At 72.1% G+C, this 18,468-nt stretch carries 17 protein-coding genes; 11 read left to right on the top strand and 6 right to left on the bottom strand.

What is annotated here, in order from left to right; translation table 11 throughout:
* Nucleotides 1-309: 309 nt before the first annotated feature.
* The 4 genes from ABTX62_RS36560 (at nt 310) to ABTX62_RS36545 (ending at nt 5,810) form a co-directional block, all read left to right on the top strand.
* The gene (locus ABTX62_RS36560) at nt 310-1,671 is read left to right on the top strand and encodes a sensor histidine kinase (protein WP_352120218.1); all 1,362 of its coding nucleotides are present in this window, start codon (nt 310-312) and stop codon (nt 1,669-1,671) included.
* A 251-nt stretch (nt 1,672-1,922) separates the two neighbouring features.
* Nucleotides 1,923-2,582: a LuxR C-terminal-related transcriptional regulator gene (locus ABTX62_RS36555; RefSeq protein ID WP_352120220.1), complete on the top strand. Its 660-nt coding sequence runs from the start codon at nt 1,923-1,925 to the stop codon at nt 2,580-2,582.
* A gap of 191 nt (nt 2,583-2,773) precedes the next feature.
* The gene (locus ABTX62_RS36550) at nt 2,774-4,702 is read left to right on the top strand and encodes a 2-oxoacid:acceptor oxidoreductase subunit alpha (protein WP_352120217.1); all 1,929 of its coding nucleotides are present in this window, start codon (nt 2,774-2,776) and stop codon (nt 4,700-4,702) included.
* On the top strand, nt 4,695-5,810 hold the full coding sequence (locus ABTX62_RS36545; protein WP_352120216.1) for a 2-oxoacid:ferredoxin oxidoreductase subunit beta: 1,116 nt from the start codon (nt 4,695-4,697) through the stop codon (nt 5,808-5,810). The genes ABTX62_RS36550 and ABTX62_RS36545 overlap by 8 nt, the downstream gene beginning before the upstream one ends.
* Nucleotides 5,811-6,006: 196 nt before the next feature.
* On the opposite strand, the gene ABTX62_RS36540 is transcribed toward ABTX62_RS36545, so the two are convergent.
* Nucleotides 6,007-6,396, bottom strand: coding sequence for a winged helix-turn-helix transcriptional regulator (locus ABTX62_RS36540; protein WP_352120215.1), 390 nt, complete (start codon nt 6,394-6,396; stop codon nt 6,007-6,009).
* 91 nt (nt 6,397-6,487) lie between these two features.
* Between ABTX62_RS36540 and ABTX62_RS36535 the strand changes: the two genes are divergently transcribed.
* On the top strand, nt 6,488-7,342 hold the full coding sequence (locus ABTX62_RS36535; RefSeq protein ID WP_352120214.1) for an SDR family oxidoreductase: 855 nt from the start codon (nt 6,488-6,490) through the stop codon (nt 7,340-7,342).
* A 125-nt stretch (nt 7,343-7,467) separates the two neighbouring features.
* Entirely contained in the window at nt 7,468-8,481 is a 1,014-nt protein-coding gene (rarD, locus tag ABTX62_RS36530; protein ID WP_352120213.1) for an EamA family transporter RarD, read from the top strand.
* Nucleotides 8,482-8,674: 193 nt separating this feature from the next.
* Here rarD and ABTX62_RS36525 read toward each other — a convergent pair whose 3' ends face one another.
* Nucleotides 8,675-9,298, bottom strand: coding sequence for a CGNR zinc finger domain-containing protein (locus tag ABTX62_RS36525; RefSeq protein ID WP_352120212.1), 624 nt, complete (start codon nt 9,296-9,298; stop codon nt 8,675-8,677).
* Between the two features lie 21 nt (nt 9,299-9,319).
* Here ABTX62_RS36525 and ABTX62_RS36520 point away from each other — a divergent pair, with 21 nt between their 5' ends.
* A complete protein-coding gene (locus tag ABTX62_RS36520; protein ID WP_352120211.1) occupies nt 9,320-9,793 on the top strand; it encodes a VOC family protein in 474 nt (157 codons plus the stop codon).
* 152 nt (nt 9,794-9,945) lie between these two features.
* Nucleotides 9,946-10,896 (top strand): M28 family metallopeptidase, encoded by a 951-nt coding sequence (locus ABTX62_RS36515; RefSeq protein WP_352120210.1) that lies wholly within the window; start codon nt 9,946-9,948, stop codon nt 10,894-10,896.
* Between the two features lie 20 nt (nt 10,897-10,916).
* On the opposite strand, the gene ABTX62_RS36510 is transcribed toward ABTX62_RS36515, so the two are convergent.
* Entirely contained in the window at nt 10,917-12,389 is a 1,473-nt protein-coding gene (locus ABTX62_RS36510) for a tetratricopeptide repeat protein (RefSeq protein ID WP_352120209.1), read from the bottom strand.
* A gap of 160 nt (nt 12,390-12,549) precedes the next feature.
* Between ABTX62_RS36510 and ABTX62_RS36505 the strand changes: the two genes are divergently transcribed.
* The 3 genes from ABTX62_RS36505 (at nt 12,550) to ABTX62_RS36495 (ending at nt 14,936) form a co-directional block, all read left to right on the top strand.
* Complete coding sequence (locus ABTX62_RS36505) at nt 12,550-13,053, top strand: DUF6668 family protein (RefSeq protein ID WP_352120208.1); 504 nt, start codon at nt 12,550-12,552, stop codon at nt 13,051-13,053.
* An 11-nt stretch (nt 13,054-13,064) separates the two neighbouring features.
* Complete coding sequence (locus ABTX62_RS36500) at nt 13,065-14,243, top strand: amidase (RefSeq protein WP_352120219.1); 1,179 nt, start codon at nt 13,065-13,067, stop codon at nt 14,241-14,243.
* Nucleotides 14,244-14,354: 111 nt separating this feature from the next.
* Nucleotides 14,355-14,936 carry a flavodoxin family protein gene (locus ABTX62_RS36495; RefSeq protein WP_352120207.1) on the top strand — a complete coding sequence of 194 codons (582 nt, stop codon included), beginning with the start codon at nt 14,355-14,357 and terminating at the stop codon, nt 14,934-14,936.
* A gap of 38 nt (nt 14,937-14,974) precedes the next feature.
* On the opposite strand, the gene ABTX62_RS36490 is transcribed toward ABTX62_RS36495, so the two are convergent.
* The 3 genes from ABTX62_RS36490 to ABTX62_RS36480 are packed head-to-tail and all read right to left on the bottom strand — an operon-like array spanning nt 14,975 to nt 18,132.
* Nucleotides 14,975-15,853: an ABC transporter permease gene (locus ABTX62_RS36490; RefSeq protein ID WP_352120206.1), complete on the bottom strand. Its 879-nt coding sequence runs from the start codon at nt 15,851-15,853 to the stop codon at nt 14,975-14,977.
* On the bottom strand, nt 15,840-16,826 hold the full coding sequence (locus ABTX62_RS36485) for an ABC transporter ATP-binding protein (protein ID WP_352120205.1): 987 nt from the start codon (nt 16,824-16,826) through the stop codon (nt 15,840-15,842). The genes ABTX62_RS36490 and ABTX62_RS36485 overlap by 14 nt, the downstream gene beginning before the upstream one ends.
* A 40-nt stretch (nt 16,827-16,866) precedes the next feature.
* The gene (locus ABTX62_RS36480; RefSeq protein WP_352120204.1) at nt 16,867-18,132 is read right to left on the bottom strand and encodes a LolA family protein; all 1,266 of its coding nucleotides are present in this window, start codon (nt 18,130-18,132) and stop codon (nt 16,867-16,869) included.
* Nucleotides 18,133-18,468 lie beyond the last annotated feature (336 nt).

Below are 18,468 nucleotides of genomic sequence, written 5' to 3'. Positions count from 1 at the left end.
CCCGCCGCACACCACCGAACCGCGGCCCAACCCCGCCGCACACCACCGAACCGCGGCCCAACCCCGCCGCACACCACCGAACCGCGGCCCAACCCGGCCGAACACCACCGGCCCGCAGCCCCACAGGCCGCACCCCGGTGGACCGGAGACCACCGGGCCATAGGTCCGTAGGGCCACAGGGCCACAGGGCCACAGGTAGGGAAAACCCCCCACCACAGACGCCGACGGACTCCATGGTCCGGCGACCTGCGGCGGAGCAGGGTGGAGATACGGGAGCACAGCCGCAGGACGAGGAGAAGGACGACGCCGATGGCCACGGAGTACGGACAGGGATACGGGCTCGACAGCGGGTCCGGGTTCCCCGGGAGCACCGAACGGCGGCACCGGCTGCCCGCCGCGCTGCGGGCGCCGGTCGAGGGCCGCACCTGGCGCGAGCTCGCCCATGTGCTGCTCAGCCTGCCGATCAGCATCCTGCTGTTCACCTACGCGGTCACGATGGTGTCGCTGGGGGCGGGCCTGCTGGTCACGTTCCTGGGCATCCCGGTGCTGGCGGCGGCTCTCGCCGGGTGCCGCGGCTTCGGCGCGATGGAGCGGACGCGGGCACGGGCCCTGCTGGGTCTGGAGGTGGATGAGCCGGAGCCGCTGCGGGTGAGGAAGGCGGGGGCGCTCGCGTGGATGGGGGCCGTCCTCAAGAGCGGCGCCTCGTGGCGGGCGCTGCTGTACGCGGTGCTTCAGCTGCCCTGGGCGGTGTTCTCGTTCGTCGTCGCCGTGAACGTCTGGGTGCTGGGGTGGGCGCTGCTGACGTATCCGCTGTGGTTCTGGGTCTTCCCCATGTATGCCGGGCAGGACGGCGTCCAGCTGTACGGCGACGAGGCGTACCGGATCTACCTGGACAACCCGTTCGAGATCACGGTGACCGCGCTGGTGGGGCTGCTGTTCACGATCGCCACGCCGTGGATCGTGCGGGCGCTGACGATGGTGGACCGGCTGCTGGTGCACGGGCTGCTCGGGCCGTCGCGGCTGGTCTCGCGGGTGGTGGAGCTGGAGTCGGACCGGGGGGTCGTGGTGGACACGGCGGCGGCCGACCTGCGGCGCATCGAACGGGATCTGCACGACGGGGCGCAGGCCCGGCTGGTGGCGCTGGCGATGGATCTGGGGCTGACGAAGGAGAAACTGCACGAGGACCCCGAGACGGCCGCGCGGATGGTGGACGAGGCACACGGAGAGGTGAAGACGGCCCTCCAGGAGCTGCGGGACCTCGCCCGGGGGATCCATCCGGCGGTCCTGACCGACCGGGGGCTGGACGCGGCCCTGTCGTCGGTCGCCTCGCGCTGCACGGTGCCCGTGCGGGTCGAGGTCGACCTGGCGGAACGGCCGGCGCCAGCGATCGAGGGGATCGCGTACTTCACGGTGTCGGAGCTGCTCCAGAACGTCAGCAAGCACGCCCGGGCCACCTGGGCGGGCGTCGAGGTGTGGCGGACGGAGAACCGGCTGATGCTGCAGGTCGTGGACAACGGCGTGGGCGGGGCCGACACGGCGCAGGGGTCGGGACTCGCGGGGCTGGCGGAACGGCTCGACGCGGTGGACGGGATCCTGGTGGTGGACTCGCCGGCGGGCGGTCCGACCCGGGTGACCGCGGAGTTGCCGTGGCGGGGGGCGCACGTGCGCTGACCGCCGCGGGGGCCGGGCCCCCTGATCCGTGACGGGCCAGAGGTGTTCACCTCTGGCCCCGGAGCACCTCTGGCCCCGGAGCCTTCCCCACCTCCCGTTCGGCCGGTTCGGCCGGTCAAGAAGCCGGTCCCGTCCCCATACACCCCCCGACCCTGAAATGCTGGACCCGTCGCACGGGTGGGCGCGGAGCCGTTGTGGGCCGCGGACGGGCGGCATCGGGCTGTGGGGGGCCGAACATCGTGGAGGACAGGGTGCGGGTGGTCATCGCCGAGGATTCAGTGCTGCTCAGGGAGGGCCTGACCCGGTTGCTGACCGACCGGGGGCACGACGTCGTCGCCGGTGTGGGTGACGGTGAGGCTCTGATCAAGACCATCACCGAGCTGGACGCGCAGGGCGAGCTGCCGGACGTGGTCGTGGCGGATGTGCGGATGCCGCCGACGCACACGGACGAGGGAGTGCGGGCGGCGGTGCAGCTGCGCAAGGCCCACCCGGAGCTCGGGGTGCTGGTGCTGTCGCAGTACGTGGAGGAGCGTTACGCCACGGAGCTGCTGGCCGGGTCCAGCCGGGGTGTCGGTTATCTGCTGAAGGACCGGGTCGCCGAGGTGCGGGAGTTCGTGGACGCCGTGGTGCGGGTGGCGGAGGGCGGTACGGCGCTCGACCCGGAGGTGGTCGCGCAGCTGCTGGGCCGCAGCCGTAAGCAGGACGTGCTCGCGGGGCTCACCCCGAGGGAACGTGAGGTGCTGGGGCTGATGGCCGAGGGGCGGACGAACTCGGCGATCGCGCGGCAGCTCGTGGTGAGCGACGGGGCGGTCGAGAAGCACGTCAGCAACATCTTCCTGAAGCTGGGGCTGTCCCCGAGCGAGGGAGACCACCGCAGGGTGCTGGCGGTGCTGACGTACCTCAACTCCTGACACACCTCCTGACACACCTCGATGTGAGGCGTGTGGAAAATCCGGACAAGTCCGGGCACGTAATCATCTCAAAGTCGTGTCCAAGATGCGAATGACCCGAGGAAGGCGACCCTTGCGGTCGTAGGGTTGATCCTGGGAGGGCCTGCGGCATGGCCTCTCCCGGACAGCCGCCTCTAGGGAGGTCCAGTTCAGTGACCAGCCAGGTCAGTAGCCCAGCGGAGCAGGCCGACGGAGCAGTCGTAGGAGAGCAGCGCAAAGCGGCGGGCGCGAAGGATGTCCGTCGCCTGGACCGGGTGATCATCAGGTTCGCGGGGGACTCGGGTGACGGTATGCAGCTCACCGGTGACCGTTTCACCTCGGAGACCGCGTCGTTCGGGAACGACCTGTCGACCCTGCCGAACTTCCCGGCCGAGATCAGGGCGCCCGCCGGGACCCTGCCGGGTGTGTCGTCGTTCCAGTTGCATTTCGCCGACCACGACATCCTCACGCCGGGTGATGCGCCGAACGTACTGGTGGCGATGAACCCGGCCGCGCTGAAGGCGAACATCGGCGACCTGCCGCGTGGCGCGGAGGTGATCGTCAACACGGACGAGTTCACCAGGCGGGCGATGCAGAAGGTCGGCTACGAGACGTCCCCGCTGGAGGACGGGTCACTGGACGGCTACCACCTGCACCCGGTGCCGCTGACCACGCTCACGGTCGAGGCGCTGAAGGAGTTCGACCTCACCCGCAAGGAGGCCGAGCGCAGCAAGAACATGTTCGCGCTGGGCCTGCTGAGCTGGATGTACCACCGGCCCACCGAGGGCACGGAGAAGTTCCTGAAGGCGAAGTTCGCGAAGAAGCCCGACATCGCGGCGGCGAACATCGCCGCGTTCCGGGCGGGCTGGAACTTCGGTGAGACGACGGAGGACTTCGCGGTCTCCTATGAGGTCGCGCCGGCGGCGACGGCGTTCCCGCCGGGTGTGTACCGCAACATCTCCGGCAACCTCGCCCTGTCCTACGGGCTGATCGCCGCCTCGCGGCAGGCGGATCTGCCGTTGTATCTGGGGTCGTACCCGATCACTCCGGCGTCGGACATCCTGCACGAGCTGAGCCGGCACAAGAACTTCGGCGTGCGCACGTTCCAGGCGGAGGACGAGATCGCCGGGATCGGCGCGGCGCTGGGGGCCGCGTTCGGCGGTTCGCTGGCGGTGACGACGACGTCCGGGCCGGGGGTGGCGCTGAAGTCGGAGACCATCGGTCTGGCGGTCTCCCTGGAACTGCCGCTGCTGATCGTGGACATCCAGCGCGGTGGGCCCTCCACCGGTCTGCCGACCAAGACCGAGCAGGCTGACCTGCTGCAGGCGATGTTCGGGCGCAACGGCGAGGCTCCGGTCCCGGTGGTCGCCCCGCGCACCCCGGCGGACTGCTTCGACGCCGCGCTGGAGGCGGCGCGGATCGCGCTGACGTACCGCACGCCGGTGTTCCTGCTGTCCGACGGGTATCTGGCCAACGGCTCCGAGCCCTGGCGCATCCCGGACCTCGAAGAACTGCCCGACCTGCGCGTGCGGTTCGCGCAGGGCCCCAACCACACGCTCGACGACGGTGCGGAGGTGTTCTGGCCCTACAAGCGCGACCCGCACACCCTGGCCCGCCCGTGGGCGATTCCGGGCACGCCGGGTCTGGAGCACCGCATCGGCGGCATCGAGAAGCAGGACGGCACCGGGAACATCTCCTACGACCCGGCCAACCACGACTTCATGGTCCGCACCCGCCAGGCCAAGATCGACGGCATCGACGTCCCCGACATCGAGGTCGACGACCCGGACGGCGCCCGCACCCTCGTGCTCGGCTGGGGCTCGACGTACGGCCCGATCACCGCGGCGGTGCGGCGGCTGCGCCGGGCCGGGGAGTCCGTCGCGCAGGCGCACCTGCGCCACCTCAACCCCTTCCCGCGGAATCTGGGCTCCGTACTGGAGCGTTACGACAAGGTGGTGATCCCCGAGATGAACCTCGGGCAGCTCGCCACGCTCATCCGGGCGAAGTACCTGGTCGACGCCCACTCGTACAACCAGGTCAACGGCATGCCGTTCAAGGCGGAGCAGCTCGCCGCGGCTCTGAAGGAGGCCATCGATGGCTGAGACGTCCACGCACGGCACGGGCACCGTCGAGGCGCTGTCCCTGGTCCCCAAGGCCGAGGGCAAGCAGTCGATGAAGGACTTCAAGTCGGATCAGGAGGTGCGCTGGTGCCCGGGTTGCGGTGACTACGCCATCCTGGCGGCGGTGCAGGGCTTCATGCCCGAGCTGGGGCTGGCGAAGGAGAACATCGTCTTCGTCTCGGGCATCGGCTGCTCGTCCCGTTTCCCGTACTACATGAACACCTACGGGATGCACTCCATCCACGGCCGTGCCCCGGCCATCGCCACAGGGCTGGCCGGCTCCCGCCGCGACCTGTCGGTGTGGGTGGTCACCGGTGACGGCGACGCGCTGTCCATCGGCGGCAACCATCTGATCCACGCGCTGCGCCGCAACGTCAACCTCAAGATCCTGCTGTTCAACAACCGGATCTACGGTCTGACCAAGGGCCAGTACTCCCCGACCTCCGAAGTCGGGAAGATCACCAAGTCGACGCCGATGGGTTCGCTGGACGCGCCCTTCAACCCGGTGTCGCTGGCCATCGGCGCCGAGGCGTCGTTCGTGGCACGGACGGTGGACTCCGACCGCAAGCACCTGACCGAGGTGCTGCGCCAGGCCGCCGCCCACCAGGGCACCGCCCTGATCGAGATCTACCAGAACTGCAACATCTTCAACGACGGCGCCTTCGACGCGCTGAAGGACAAGCGGCAGGCCGAGGAGGCCGTGATCCGCCTGGAGCACGGCAAGCCGATCCGCTTCGGCGCTGGGGGCACCTCCCGCTCGAGCGAAGCCGAGAGTGGGGGACTGGCCAAAGGTGTCGTGCGCGACCCGCTCACCGGTGATCTGAAGGTGGTCGCCGTGACGCCGGACAACGAGGACCGGGTGCTCGTCCACGACGCGCACTCCCCGTCCCCGACGACGGCGTTCGCGTTGTCCCGCCTCGCCGACCCGGACACCCTGCACCACACCCCGATCGGTGTCCTGCGCTCGGTCGACCGGCCCGTCTACGACACGCAGATGGCCGACCAGCTCGACACGGCGATCGAGCAGCACGGCAAGGGCGACCTGGCCGCACTGCTGGCTGGCGGCGACACCTGGACGGTCGTCGGCTGACGCCGCCGAAAGGCACCCTCGGGGCCCGGGCCGTCTAAGGGGTCCTTTCACTATGAGCGTCCGATCAGGGCACGTGGTCCGGTGCCGTGCATCGCAAGGCGCCGGGCCCTCGTAGCGGAGCTACCAGGGCGTTTCGGCAACGCGGCGAGGTGCGGTGCCAGGCCGCGCGACCCGGACGGGCATAGTGAAAGGGCCCCTAAGACGCGGCCCGGGCCTCGTCGTACGCCCGGCGGGCCTTCTCCACCTCGTCCATGCGCTGGTGCGTCCACGCCGCGAGGCCCCGGACCTGCTCGGCGGCCTCGCGGCCCAGGTCGGTGAGGGAGTAGTCGACGCGCGGGGGGATGACGGCCTTGGCGTCGCGGTGGACGAGGCCGTCGCGCTCCAGGGTCTGCAGGGTCTGGGTGAGCATCTTCTCGCTGACGCCCCTGCCACCGGCGCCGATCGCGCGGCGCAGCTCGCTGAAGCGGTACGTGCGTTCCAGGAGCTCGATCAGGACGAGCACGCCCCAGCGGCTGGTGACGTGCTCCAGGACCAGCCGGTGGGGGCACATCGCCTGGAGGTCGCCCACACTCTTACTTACCGTCATGCCAGTACCTTACTTCAAAGTGGGTACTTTCCAATAGTTAGCGCATCTCCTAGGGTTAGTGTCAACGCACCCCACAAGGAGAGACCCCACCATGAGCATCGTCGTCACCGGAGCCACCGGACACCTCGGCCGTCACGTCGTGGAGCAGTTGCTGGAGAAGGTCCCCGCCGAGCAGATCACCGCGGTCGTCCGCACCGCGGAGAAGGCCGCCGACTTCGCGGCCCGCGGTGTGCGGATCGCGGTCGCCGACTACAACACCCCCGCCTCCTTCGACGGCCTCTTCGCCGCCGGCGACAAGGTGCTGCTGATCTCCGGCAACGAGTTCGACAAGGGCCGCGTGCGGCAGCACCAGGTGGTCATCGACGCCGCCAAGGCCGCCGGTGTCGCCCTGCTCGCCTACACGAGCGCCCCCAGCAGCCTGACCGCCGCGCTCGCCGACGACCACCGCGGCACCGAGGAGCTCCTGCTGGACTCCGATGTGCCCTACGCGCTGCTGCGCAACGGCTGGTACCACGAGAACTACACCGAGAACCTCGCCCCGGTGCTGGAGCACAACGCGGTCGTCGCCGCCGCCGGCGAGGGCAAGGTCTCCTCCGCCGCCCGTGCCGACTACGCCGCTGCCGCCGTCGCGGTACTGACCGGCGAGGGACACGAGAACAAGACGTACGAGCTGGGCGGCGACACCGCGTGGAGCTTCGCCGAGTACGCGGCCGAGCTGAGCCGGCAGACCGGCAAGGAGATCGCCTACCGCGCCGTCTCCCCCGAAGCCCTCGTCGGCATCCTGACCGGCGCGGGCCTGCCCGAGCCGTTCGCGCAGATCCTCGCGGGTGTCGACGCCGCCATCGAGAAGGGCGAGCTGGTCGTGTCCACCGGTGACCTGTCCCGTCTGACCGGCCGCCCGACCACCCCGTTCTCCGAGGCGATCGCGGCCGCCCTCAAGAGCTGACGCCCCGCCCCATTCCCTCACCCCCCGGGATGTCATGACCGTATGCCGATACGGGCATGACAGCCGGGGGCGCTCGGCGTTACCGTCGGGGACGCGGACACACGCCAGGCGCGAAGGAGGGGCCCGTGACCGGCAAGCCGAGGGGTGAGCGGCACATAGGACTGCTGAACGGCTTCGCGGCCTACGGGATGTGGGGGCTCGTCCCCCTGTTCTGGCCCCTGCTGAAGCCGGCCGGCGCGGTGGAGATCCTGGCCCACCGGATGGTGTGGTCGCTGGTCTTCGTGGGCGCCGCCCTGCTCGTGCTGCGCCGCTGGGCCTGGGCCGGTGAGCTGCTGCGGCAGCCGCGCAAACTGGCGCTGATCACGGTCGCCGCGGCGGTCATCACCGTCAACTGGGGCCTGTACATCTGGTCCGTGAACTCCGGGCACGTGGTCGAGGCCTCGCTCGGGTACTTCATCAACCCGCTGGTCACCATCGCGATCGGCGTGCTTCTGCTGAAGGAGCGGCTGCGGCCGGTGCAGTGGGCGGCGGTCGGCACCGGATGCGCCGCCGTCGTCGTACTGACCATCGGCTACGGCCGGCCCCCGTGGATCTCCCTCTGCCTCGCGTTCTCCTTCGCCACGTACGGGCTGGTGAAGAAGAAGGTGGGCCTCGGCGGCATCGAGTCGCTGGCCGCCGAGACCGCGATCCAGTTCCTGCCCGCTCTGGGCTTCCTGGCGTGGCTGACCACGCGGGGCGACTCCACCTTCGCCGCCGAGGGTGCGGGGCACGCGGCCCTGCTCGCCTCGGCCGGTATCGTCACCGCGCTCCCCCTGGTCTGCTTCGGCGCGGCCGCCATCCGTGTGCCCCTGTCCACCATCGGCCTGCTGCAGTACTCGACGCCCGTCCTCCAGTTCCTGCTCGGCATCCTCTACTTCCACGAGGAGATGCCGCCGGAGCGCTGGGCCGGGTTCACGCTGGTGTGGCTGGCGTTGACGCTGCTCACCTGGGACGCCTTGCGCGCCGCGCGCCGGGCCTCGCGCACCCTCACCGACGAGATCAGCGTGCCCGGCGCCACCAGGGCGACCGGCACGGTCAGCGCCGCGCGGAACGCCGACAGCGTGGCCGCGGGGCCGGACCCGGTGGACGCCAGGCCGTAGAGCGCGGCCACCGCCGAGCCGCCGATCGCCGAACCGAACCGGGTGGCGGTGGCCGGCAGCCCGCCGGCCAGGCCCTGCTCCGACCCCGCGTCCCCGTCCGTCGCCGCGAGCGTCGGCGGCCCGTAGAGCACCACGAGGAGATCGCGGCGGCCCGGGACCGCGTACGACTCCCGCGTCGCGCACGCCGCGGAGGCTACGGCTTCGCAGGGGCGTGGCGGGCGCGGTGTGCCCGGACCTTCTCGCGGTTCCCGCAGTGCTCCATCGCGCACCAGCGGCGGCGGCCCGGGCGGGAGGTGTCGACGAAGAGCAGGTGGCAGTCGTGGGCGCCGCACTCGCGGATCCGGTCCGCGAACGGACCGGTGAACAGGTCGATCGCGTCGCGGGCGACGGTGGAGAGCAGGTGGGCGCCGGTGGCGCCGGGCGCCCAGGAGCGGATGCCGCCGGGCTCGATGCGGGCGGTGAGCGGGGGCCCGGCAGCGGCGGTGTTGACGACGTCCAGGTGGGCCGGCTCCAAGGGGTGGCCGTGGGCGCGACCGGCGGCGAGCAGGAACACGGCGTCGCGCAGGGCGCGCACCAGTTCCAGTTCCGCAACGGAGACGGTGAGGTCGAGCCCGTCCGGAAGCCGGCTGCGCGCGGCCCAGGTGACCAGGTCGGAGGGCTCGTGCAGCACCTCCCAGCGGGCGAAGGCCCCGGGGCCGCCCGTCGCCGTCAGCTCCAGGCACAGGATGCCCGGGGCGAAGCGGTAGGGCTTGCCCTCGTGCGAGACCAGCGTCAGACCGGGTGGTCGTTCCGGCGTTTCCCCTGCGCGTCCACTCACCTAACCAATATAAGTGGTTACATGACGCAGACACCGCCCTCCCCCGCTCCCGTGCACTGGAAACTCGTCATCGACGCCGATGACCCGCACGCGCAGGCCGACTTCTGGGCGGCCGCCCTCCACTACGAGGTCGAGGACAACAGCGCCCTGATCGGGAAGCTGCTCGGCTTCGGCGCCCTGCCTCAGGAAGCCACGGTCGACTTCCACGGCCGCCGCGCCTTCCGGGATCTGATCGCCGTACGGCACCCCGAGGACCCGTTCGACGAGGAGAGCGGGACCGGGCTGGGGCGGCGGCTGCTGTTCCAGCGGGTGCCGGAGGCGAAGACGGCCAAGAACCGGCTGCACCTCGATCTGCACCCGGGCGAGGGGCGGCGCGAGGAGGAGGTCGCACGGCTGGAGGGGCTCGGGGCGAGCACGCTGCGGCGGGTGAAGGAGCAGGGCGGTGCATGGGTCGTGATGGCGGACCCGGAGGGGAACGAGTTCTGCGTGCAGTGACCGGGGCGCCGGAGGCCCGCACTCCGTAACGCTCTGGCCGAATAGCTACCTTGACGGAGAGTCAGTACCAGCTTCACCATCCAGGCACCCCATTCACTGTGGGCGGCCCGTGGACACCCCACGGGCTTCCCGACGGAATCCGGAGCCCCCACATGAAGCTCTCCGTTTCCGCGCGCGCCGTCGCGGCCGGCGGCATGGCAACAGCCATGCTTCTGACCGGCGGTGCCGTGGCCGACGCCGCGCCCTCCGCTCCCTCCAGAGCGGCCGCCGCGCCGGACATACCCGTGGCGAACGTCAAGGCCCACCTGTCCCAGCTCCAGTCCATAGCCACCGCCAACGGCGGCAACCGGGCGCACGGCCGGGCCGGCTACAAGGCCTCGCTCGACTACATGAAGGCCAGGCTGGACGCGGCCGGATACACCACCACGGTCCAGCAGTTCACCGCCTCCGGCCGCACCGGCTACAACCTGATCGCCGACTGGCCGGGCGGCGACGCGAACCAGGTCGTCATGGCCGGCTCGCACCTCGACAGCGTCTCCTCGGGGCCCGGCATCAACGACAACGGCTCCGGCTCGGCCGCCGTCCTGGAGACCGCACTGTCCGTGTCCCGGGCGCAGTACAAGCCCACCAAGCATCTGCGGTTCGCCTGGTGGGGGGCGGAGGAACTCGGCCTGGTCGGCTCCCGCTACTACGTCAACCGGCTGGCGAGCGGCGACCGTTCCAGGATCAGCGCCTACCTGAACTTCGACATGATCGGCTCGCCGAACCCCGGCTACTTCGTCTACGACGACGACCCGGCGATCGAGAAGACCTTCAAGGACTACTTCGGCGGCATCGGCGTTCCGACCGAGATCGAGACCGAGGGCGACGGCCGCTCCGACCACGCGCCGTTCAAGAGCGCGGGCGTGCCGGTGGGCGGCCTGTTCACGGGGGCGAGCCGGACGATGACGGCGGCGCAGGCGGCCAAGTGGGGCGGCACGGCGGGGCGGGCCTTCGACCGCTGCTACCACTCCTCCTGCGACACCACCGCCAACATCAACGACATCGCCCTGAACCGCAACAGCGACGCCCTCGCGTACGCGGTGTGGGAGCTGTCGGAGTAGCCCCCCCCCGGGGCGGGCGCCTACGGGTTGCGGGCGGCGCGTTCGGTGAGACGGCCCATGCGGGCGCGGGCCGACTCCAGTTGCTCGACCTCCTCGGCGGCCGGACCGCCCTCGGCGGCGAGCTCCGTCCACAGGCCGATCAGGTCGCGCCCCAGCTCCAGCCCCCGCGCCGGGTCGCGCACCGCGCGCCAGGCGGTGGCCGCGCTCTCCACGTTGCCGTAGGCGGCCTCCGCGTCGCCGGCCCGGCGGTGGGCACCGGCCAGGTCGAGCGACAGCCGGCAGGCGCGGACCGGGTCGCCCGCCAGGTAGGCGATGTACGCGGTGAGTTCGCGCAGCCGGAGCACCTCGGGGTGTTCCGGCCCCAGCGTCCCCGACGCCTGCGCGACGGTCTGCTCCGCCAGAGCGGCGGCCGTGTCGATCCGGCCCTCCTTCACCGCCTCGTTGATCCGCGCGACGGGCTCCGCCAGGAGCGCGGGCGCGGCGGGATCGCCCGGGGCGGTGAGGGGCTCGTCCCCGAGCACGGCCTCCGCTACGGCGTCGAAACCGCGCGGGGGTGTGGGCTTGAGATCGGATTCGGCAGCGATCAGGGCCTCTTCGGAGACCGGTACACGTCGCGGAGCCGGGCGGGCCTCCGGGACGGGGAGCGGCCTGGCGTCCATGGGCGGGGGCGGGCCGAACGCGCCGGTGGGCGGCGCGACGGTGCCGGGTGGCGTCGCCGTCCCCGGGGCCGGCGGAGCGTCGTCCGGCACGGAATCCGCCGACCCCGGCACGGCTCGCAGCTCGAACGTCGGTACGGGTTCATCGACCGGCTGCGGCTCGGGCACCGCCCGGAGCCGGAACGTCGGGGCCGTGTCCCGGCCGGACTCGTGCGCGGGGCGCAACACATGCGTGGCGCTGTCACTCGGGGCGGACGGGGCGTGCGGCGGCTCGGGCGGGGTCGCGGCACTGCCACTCCGGGCGTCCTGCGGCCCGGACGGGATCACGGTTCCGCCGGGGGCCTGTTGCGGCTCGGTCGGGGTCGCCGTCCCGCCCGGGGCGTGCGGCGGCTGCGGCGGCTGCGGTGGCGCAAGGGCGCCGTCGTCTCGCACGGGCCGCGGCTCCGGCGGCGTGAGGGCGGCCCCATTGTCCCCGGCGTGCCGGGGCGCCGGTGGGGGCGTGGCGACCGGCTCGGCCGTGAAGCGGCTGGAGCCGTCCGGGTCGACCTGGAGCGGGACGACGTAGCCGATGCGCTCGTCGTGGATCGTGGCGAGGACGGGGTGGCCGGTGGCGAGGGCGATGTGGTGCAGGCGGTTCAGGACGGCCCGCTGGATCTCCTCACCAGGAGCCGCGAAGACCGGCACCCCTCCGACGGAGGCACCGTCGGAGACCCCACCGGCCGCCCCTCCCGCGTCCGTTCCGGCCCGGGGGACATGGACGTCGATCGGCGCCGCCGGGGTCGCCGCGCGTGCGGCCTGCTTCTGTTCCCGCTTCTTCTCGCGGCTGAGTCGCGACATCGTCCCCTCACTGGGCGTCGTACACCTACTGTCGAGTGTGTCCGCTCGCCCCCGTTTCTCACGTCACCGCGGTGTCACAGGCTCGTCCCAAGGGCCGCGGGCAACGGCACGGGTCGTTCCGCGGAGCGTGAGGGCCGGGCGCACGAGGGAGGAGAGGGTCATGCGCACAGGCACGCGACAGGGACCGGAGATCTGGCTGCGGGGCCCGGTGACCAGGCCGGAGCCGGGGCCGCCGGAGCCCGCGCCCGCCCATGCCGCGGGGCGGCGCTTCTCCTGGGTCGGCACGCACGGCGGCGCGGGTGTCTCCACCCTCGTGGCGGTCTACGGCGGTCATGACAGCGGCCGGTCCTGGCCCGGGCCCGGTGATCCCCCGTCGGTGCTGCTGGTCGCCCGGACGCACGCGGCCGGGCTGGACACGGTCGCCGGAGCGGTGGAGCTCTTCCGGCGCGGTCAGGCTCCGCCCGGTCTCGACCTGGACGCCGTCGTCCTCGTGGCGGACGCCCCGGGCCGGCTGCCACGTCCACTCGCCCAGCGGGTCAGGTCCCTGGAGTCGGTCATCGACGTGTACCGCGTGCCGTGGGTGCCGTCCTGGCGGCTCGGCGAGACGGGCCACCCGCCGCGCGAGTCGGCGGACCTGGCCCGGCTGACGGGAGCGGCGCGCTGACGGCCGTGCCCCTGCCGGACCGGCTGCTGTCGGACCGGCCCCCGCCGGACCGGCTGCTGTCGGCCGGGGAGATCGCGGCGGGTGTGCGCGCCCGGGCGCTGCGTGCGGCAGACGTCGTCGCGGCGGCGCTGGAGCGGATCGAGCGGGTCGATCCGGACCTGTGCGCGTTCGTCGAGGTGTGGGGTGAGGAGGCGTTGCGGCGGGCGGGTGAGGTGGACACCCGACTCGACCGGCGGGGTGCGGACCCGTCCCTGCCGCTCGCCGGTGTGCCGATCGCCGTCAAGGGGCGGCACGGGCTGCGCGCGGCGGACGCGCTGCTCGCCGCCGGGTGTGTGGCCGTGGGGGCGACGTCCGTGCCCGGGCCGGGCACGCCCTGGCAGACGTGGGGGCTCGGAGCCGGGGGCCGGACCGTCAACCCGTGGCGGGCCGACCGTACGCCGGGCGGTTCGTCGGCCGGGGCCGCGGCGGCGGTGGCGGCCGGGCTGGTGCCGTTGGCGACGGGTGGCGACGGGGCCGGGTCGGTGCGCATCCCGGCGGCGTGGTGCGGGGTGGTGGGGCTGAAGACGACGCGGGGACGGCTGCCGTCGGGCGATCGTACGGGGCTCACGGTCCGCGGGGTGCTCGCCCGCTCGGCGCGGGACGCGGAGCTGTGGTGGCGTGCGGAGGCCCGGGAGCCGGTGCCGGCCGCGGTGACTCTTCCCGTCACCGCCGTCTGGTCCCCGGACCTCGGTTTCGCGGGGCCCGACCCGGAGCCCGTCGCGCTCGCCCGGGCGGCGGTGGAACGGCTCGTGGTGGCAGGGGTGCTACGGCTGGTACGGCCGCGCACGCCGGTGCGGCTCGCGGATCCCGGGCCGGCCTGGCTCGCCCTGCGCACACCCGGTGCCGACCCGGCCGGGGCCCGCCGTATCCGGGCGGTGAACGACCGGCGGCTCGCGGACCTGTTCGCCGGTGCCGATCTGCTGCTGACACCGACGTCACCCACCGCCCCGCACGGCCACGAGGGCCCCGGGGACCGCTACTCCACTGCTCTGACCTGGGCGTTCAATCTCAGTGGGCACCCGGCGCTGAGCCTGCCCGCGGGGATCGGCGACGACGGCTGCCCGGCCGGGCTGCAACTGGTGGCTCCGCACGGGCGGGAGGCGCTTCTGCTGGCGGTTGCGCGGGAGGCGGAGGCGCGCGAGGAGGGCTGACCGACGGCCCCGACGGACACCCCTGGCGGACACCCCTGGCACATTTACTTGCGTACGCATATGATGCGCACGCGTGTAATTGACGTACGCCGAGTTTCCAGAGGGGCACCCATGACCCGCCGTTTCCTTTTCGTCCTGGGCAGCGCTCGCGCCGAGGGCAACTCCGAGCTGCTGGCCCGCCGGGCCGCCGAACAACTGCCCCCGGACGTCGAACAGGAGTGGATCGACCTCACCGAACTCCCCCCGCCGGACTTCGAGGACCTCCGCCACGACAGCGACCACGTCCGGCCGACCGAAGGCAACGTGGCCCGGCTGCTCGACGCCACGCTCGCGGCGACGGACATCGTGATCGTCTCGCCGCTGTACTGGTACTCGGTCTCCGCGCAGACCAAGCGCTACCTGGACCACTGGTCGGGCTGGCTGCGCACGCCGGGCCTCGACTTCAAGGCGACCCTGGCCGGGCGCACCCTGTGGGGCGTCACCGCCCTCGCGCACACCGAGGAGGTGGTCGCCGACCCGCTCGTCGGGACGCTCCACAACTCGGCCGCGTACCTGGGGATGCGCTTCGGCGGGGTGCTGCTGGGCAACGGCAGCAAGCCCGGTGACGTGCTGACCGACACCGCGGCGCTGACCCGGGCGAAGACCTTCTTCACGCAGGAGGCACCGCTCGCCCGGTTCCGGTACGAACAGTGACCTGGGGCGGGCGCTCGAAGCCAGTGCCGCAGCAGGCACTAGGCCGTGATGTCCTTCGCCGTGAAGCGTGCCCACGCCGCCGACCCGAACACCGCCGCGTACAGAGTCTGGAGGCCGAGGTTCTTGACCAGGTCGCCCCAGTAGACCGGCTCGCGCATGAGGTCGGCGAAGGAGAGCCAGTAGTGGGAGAACAAGTACGGCTGGAGGGCGTGCAGTTGCGGGATCTGGTCGAGGATCTGGACCGTGATCAGCAGGCCGACCGTCGTCGCCATCGCCGCGATGCCGCTGCCCGTCAGGGTCGACACGAACAGGCCGAGCGCGGCGACTCCGATCAGTGACGCGGCGACGGCCAGGGCGATCAGCAGGGCCCTGCCCAGGCCCTCGGCGAAGCCGATCCGCGTACCGGAGAGGGTCGTCAGGTCCCCGAGCGGGAAGAGCAACGCGCCGACCGCCAGGGCCGATACGGCGACCATCAGCGTGGCGGCCAGGCAGAAGACGACGACCGTCGCGTACTTGGTCAGCAGCAGACGGCTGCGGCCGGCCGGGGCGACCAGCAGATAGCGGAGCGTGCCGGAGTGGGCCTCGCCGGCGATCGCGTCGCCCGCCACCACTCCGACCGCCATCGGCAGGAAGAACGGGAGCGTGGCGGCCAGGCCGGTGAAGACCAGGAACAGGCCGTTGTTGGTGATCTGCGCGATGAAGGCCGGACCTCCGCCGCCCCCGCCGCCGGGCGACGAACCGTCCCCCGTCTCGATTCTGACGGCGATGCCGACGAGGATCGGCACACCCGCCAGCACGGCCAGCAGCGCGAGCGTGCGCCGGCGCCGGAAGGTGGTGACGAGCTCGTTGCGCAGCAGCCCGAAGGTCCACAGCCGGCTCACCGGCCGTGCGGATTCCACGACTTCAGCCCGCGACATCGAAGCCCTCCCCGGTCAGCGCCACGAACGCGTCCTCCAGCGAGGCCCGTTCGACCGTGAAGCCGCGCACCCGGACCCCCGCCGTCACCAGTGCGGCGTTCACCTCGGCGAGGTCGCGCTGCGGTGGTTCGCCGGTCACCCGGTCGCCGGTGACGACGAGGTCGCCGACGCCCTGCTCCTTCAGCACCCGTGCCGCCTCCGCCGGGTCCGGCGTGGTCACCATCAGCCGGCCGCGCGCCCCGGCGGACAGCTCGGCGACCGGCCCCTGCGTGATCAGCCGGCCCCGCGCCATCACGGCCGCGTGCGAGCAGACCTGCTCGATCTCGTCGAGGAGGTGGGAGGAGAGGAAGACGGTCGTGCCGTCCGAGGCCAGCTCCCGGATCAGGGTGCGGATCTCCCGCATGCCCTGCGGATCGAGGCCGTTGGTCGGCTCATCGAGGACCAGCAGCCGGCGCGGCCGGAGCAGCGCGGCGGCGAGGCCCAGGCGCTGTTTCATGCCCAGGGAGTACGCCTTGGCCTTCTTGGACCCGGCGGCCGTCAGGCCCACCCGGTCCAGGGCCGAGGCGACCCGGGCCGAGCGGGTGCGCGGATCGGTGGCCGGGTCGGCGCTGTCGTAGCGGATCAGGTTGTCGCGGCCGGAGAGGAAGCCGTAGAGGGCCGGTCCCTCGATGAGGGCGCCGACGTGCGGCAGCACGGCGCGGGTGGCCCGGGGCATGGGCTGCCCCAGGACCCGGGCCGTGCCGGAGGTGGGCTCGATGAGGCCCATCAGCATGCGGATGGTGGTGGTCTTGCCGGAGCCGTTGGGGCCGAGGAAGCCGAAGACGCTGCCCGCCGGGACGGTCAGGTCGAGACCGTCGACGGCGAGCTGTCCGCCGTGGTAGCGCTTGGTGAGCGCGCGGGTGGCGATGACCGGTTCCCCGGTCTCGGCCCGCGCCTCACTCTCCCGCGGTTCCGTGGCGGACGGTTCGCCCATCGGCTTCCTCGTTCTCTCGACGTCCCGTACGCCTACGGGCCTACTCCCCGGCGTCGGCCGCCTTCACGAGCGCGTCCTTGGTGACCAGGCCCGCGTAGACCTTGCCGTCGTCGGTGATGAGGGCGTTGACCAGGCGGGTCGAGAAGACCGTGCCCGAGCCGAACTTCCCGTGGACCTTGTCGCCGAGCGAGTCCATGAAGCCGCCGAGGTCGCCGCCGGCCTTGCCGGAGGGCACGCCCTCGCCGCCGGTGTCGAAGGTGGCGATGGTGTTCCAGCCCTCGCCCAGGGTCTTCATGCCGTCGAGGCCCTTGGCGGGGCCGTCCCCGGCCTTGGGGGCGTGCTCGCGCGCCCCGCCCTTGCCGAAGCCCTTGCCGAAGTCCTTGCCGAAGTCCTTGCCGAAGTCCTTCTCGGAGCCCTTGCCGGCGTCCTCCTCCTCGGTGATCTTCGCGCCCTTGGGCGGGGTGAAGTCGAAGGTCGAGGCGGCCGGCTTGGCGAAGCTGACCTTCGTGAAGCCCGCGTCGACGACGGCGGCGCCACCGCTCGCCGGGGTGAGTGTGAACTTCAGCGGCATGCCGGTCTGCGCGTCCACCGCCACGGTGATCGCGCCGACCGTCGAGCCGGACTGCTTCGGCTCGATGACCAGCTTGTAGGCGTCGCGGCCGGCCACCTGGGCGGTGCCGTCCACGGTGACGGACGTCGTGTCGTCGACCGCCTTCAGGGCCTCCTCGGCGAAGTCCTTCGGCAGGGCCGGCGGCCGCTGGTCCTTCCCGCGCTCCGGGCTCTCGGCGGAGGTGCCGTGGTAGACCTCGTTGGACTTGCTGTCGTAGCCCCAGACGTCCTTGCCGTTGTGGATGAGGCTGTACTCGGCGGCGTTCTCCAGCAGTGACAGCTTCTGCCGGTCCGGGCCGTCGGCCGCGACGCGCAGGGTGTGCGTGCCGGACGCCAGTTCGGTGAGCTTGGCGGTGGGGTCGGCGGAGGAGCCGCCCTCGCCCTGGCCCGCGGCACCGGACAGCAGGCCGGACTCCAGCCCGCCGAGGTTCGGCAGGCCGAGGTCGGTGCTGATCTTCACCGTGCCGGACAGCTGCTCGACGTCGGACTTGGCGATCTTCTCGATGAGTTGCCGGGCGGTGATCTTCGGGAGGTCGGGGTCGCCGGAGTCGGCGAGCGCGGGGACCAGGCCGATCGTCGCGGCCGCCACCCCGATCACCGTGACCGGGACGATGTACCGCGCGGCTGTGCGCCGCCCGGATCGCTGCTCGTCGGCCTGCCCGGCGGTCGTGCTGTCGTCGGATGCGTACGGTGCCATGTGTGCCCTACCTCCGTGATCGGCGGCGGCTGTCCGTGTCGTGCACGCACTCGTCCCTGAGCCGCCATTCTCACCCGAACAGGTGAGGAGTGGTGATTTCCGTAGGGTCCATCTGACCAAATCGGCCAGGCGGATACGTCAGACCCCGGACTCAACTCCGTGTACTGCTGGGGTATGACACGGAGGCTCGGCTTCTCCCCCGACCCGTAGGGGTCGTACGCGGAGGAGGTGCTAGTGCCGAGGCAGGCAACGTTTGCCCGTCAAGGAGCGGCGTCCGGTGCGTGCTCTCGGCGTGCCGGGTGCAAGCCCTCGTACTGGGTGTACTTGGGCTTGCGC

The organism is Streptomyces sp. NPDC096046, assembly GCF_040303285.1.
GTDB lineage: Bacteria > Actinomycetota > Actinomycetes > Streptomycetales > Streptomycetaceae > Streptomyces.
This window is presented reverse-complemented; position numbering and strand designations above follow the sequence as displayed.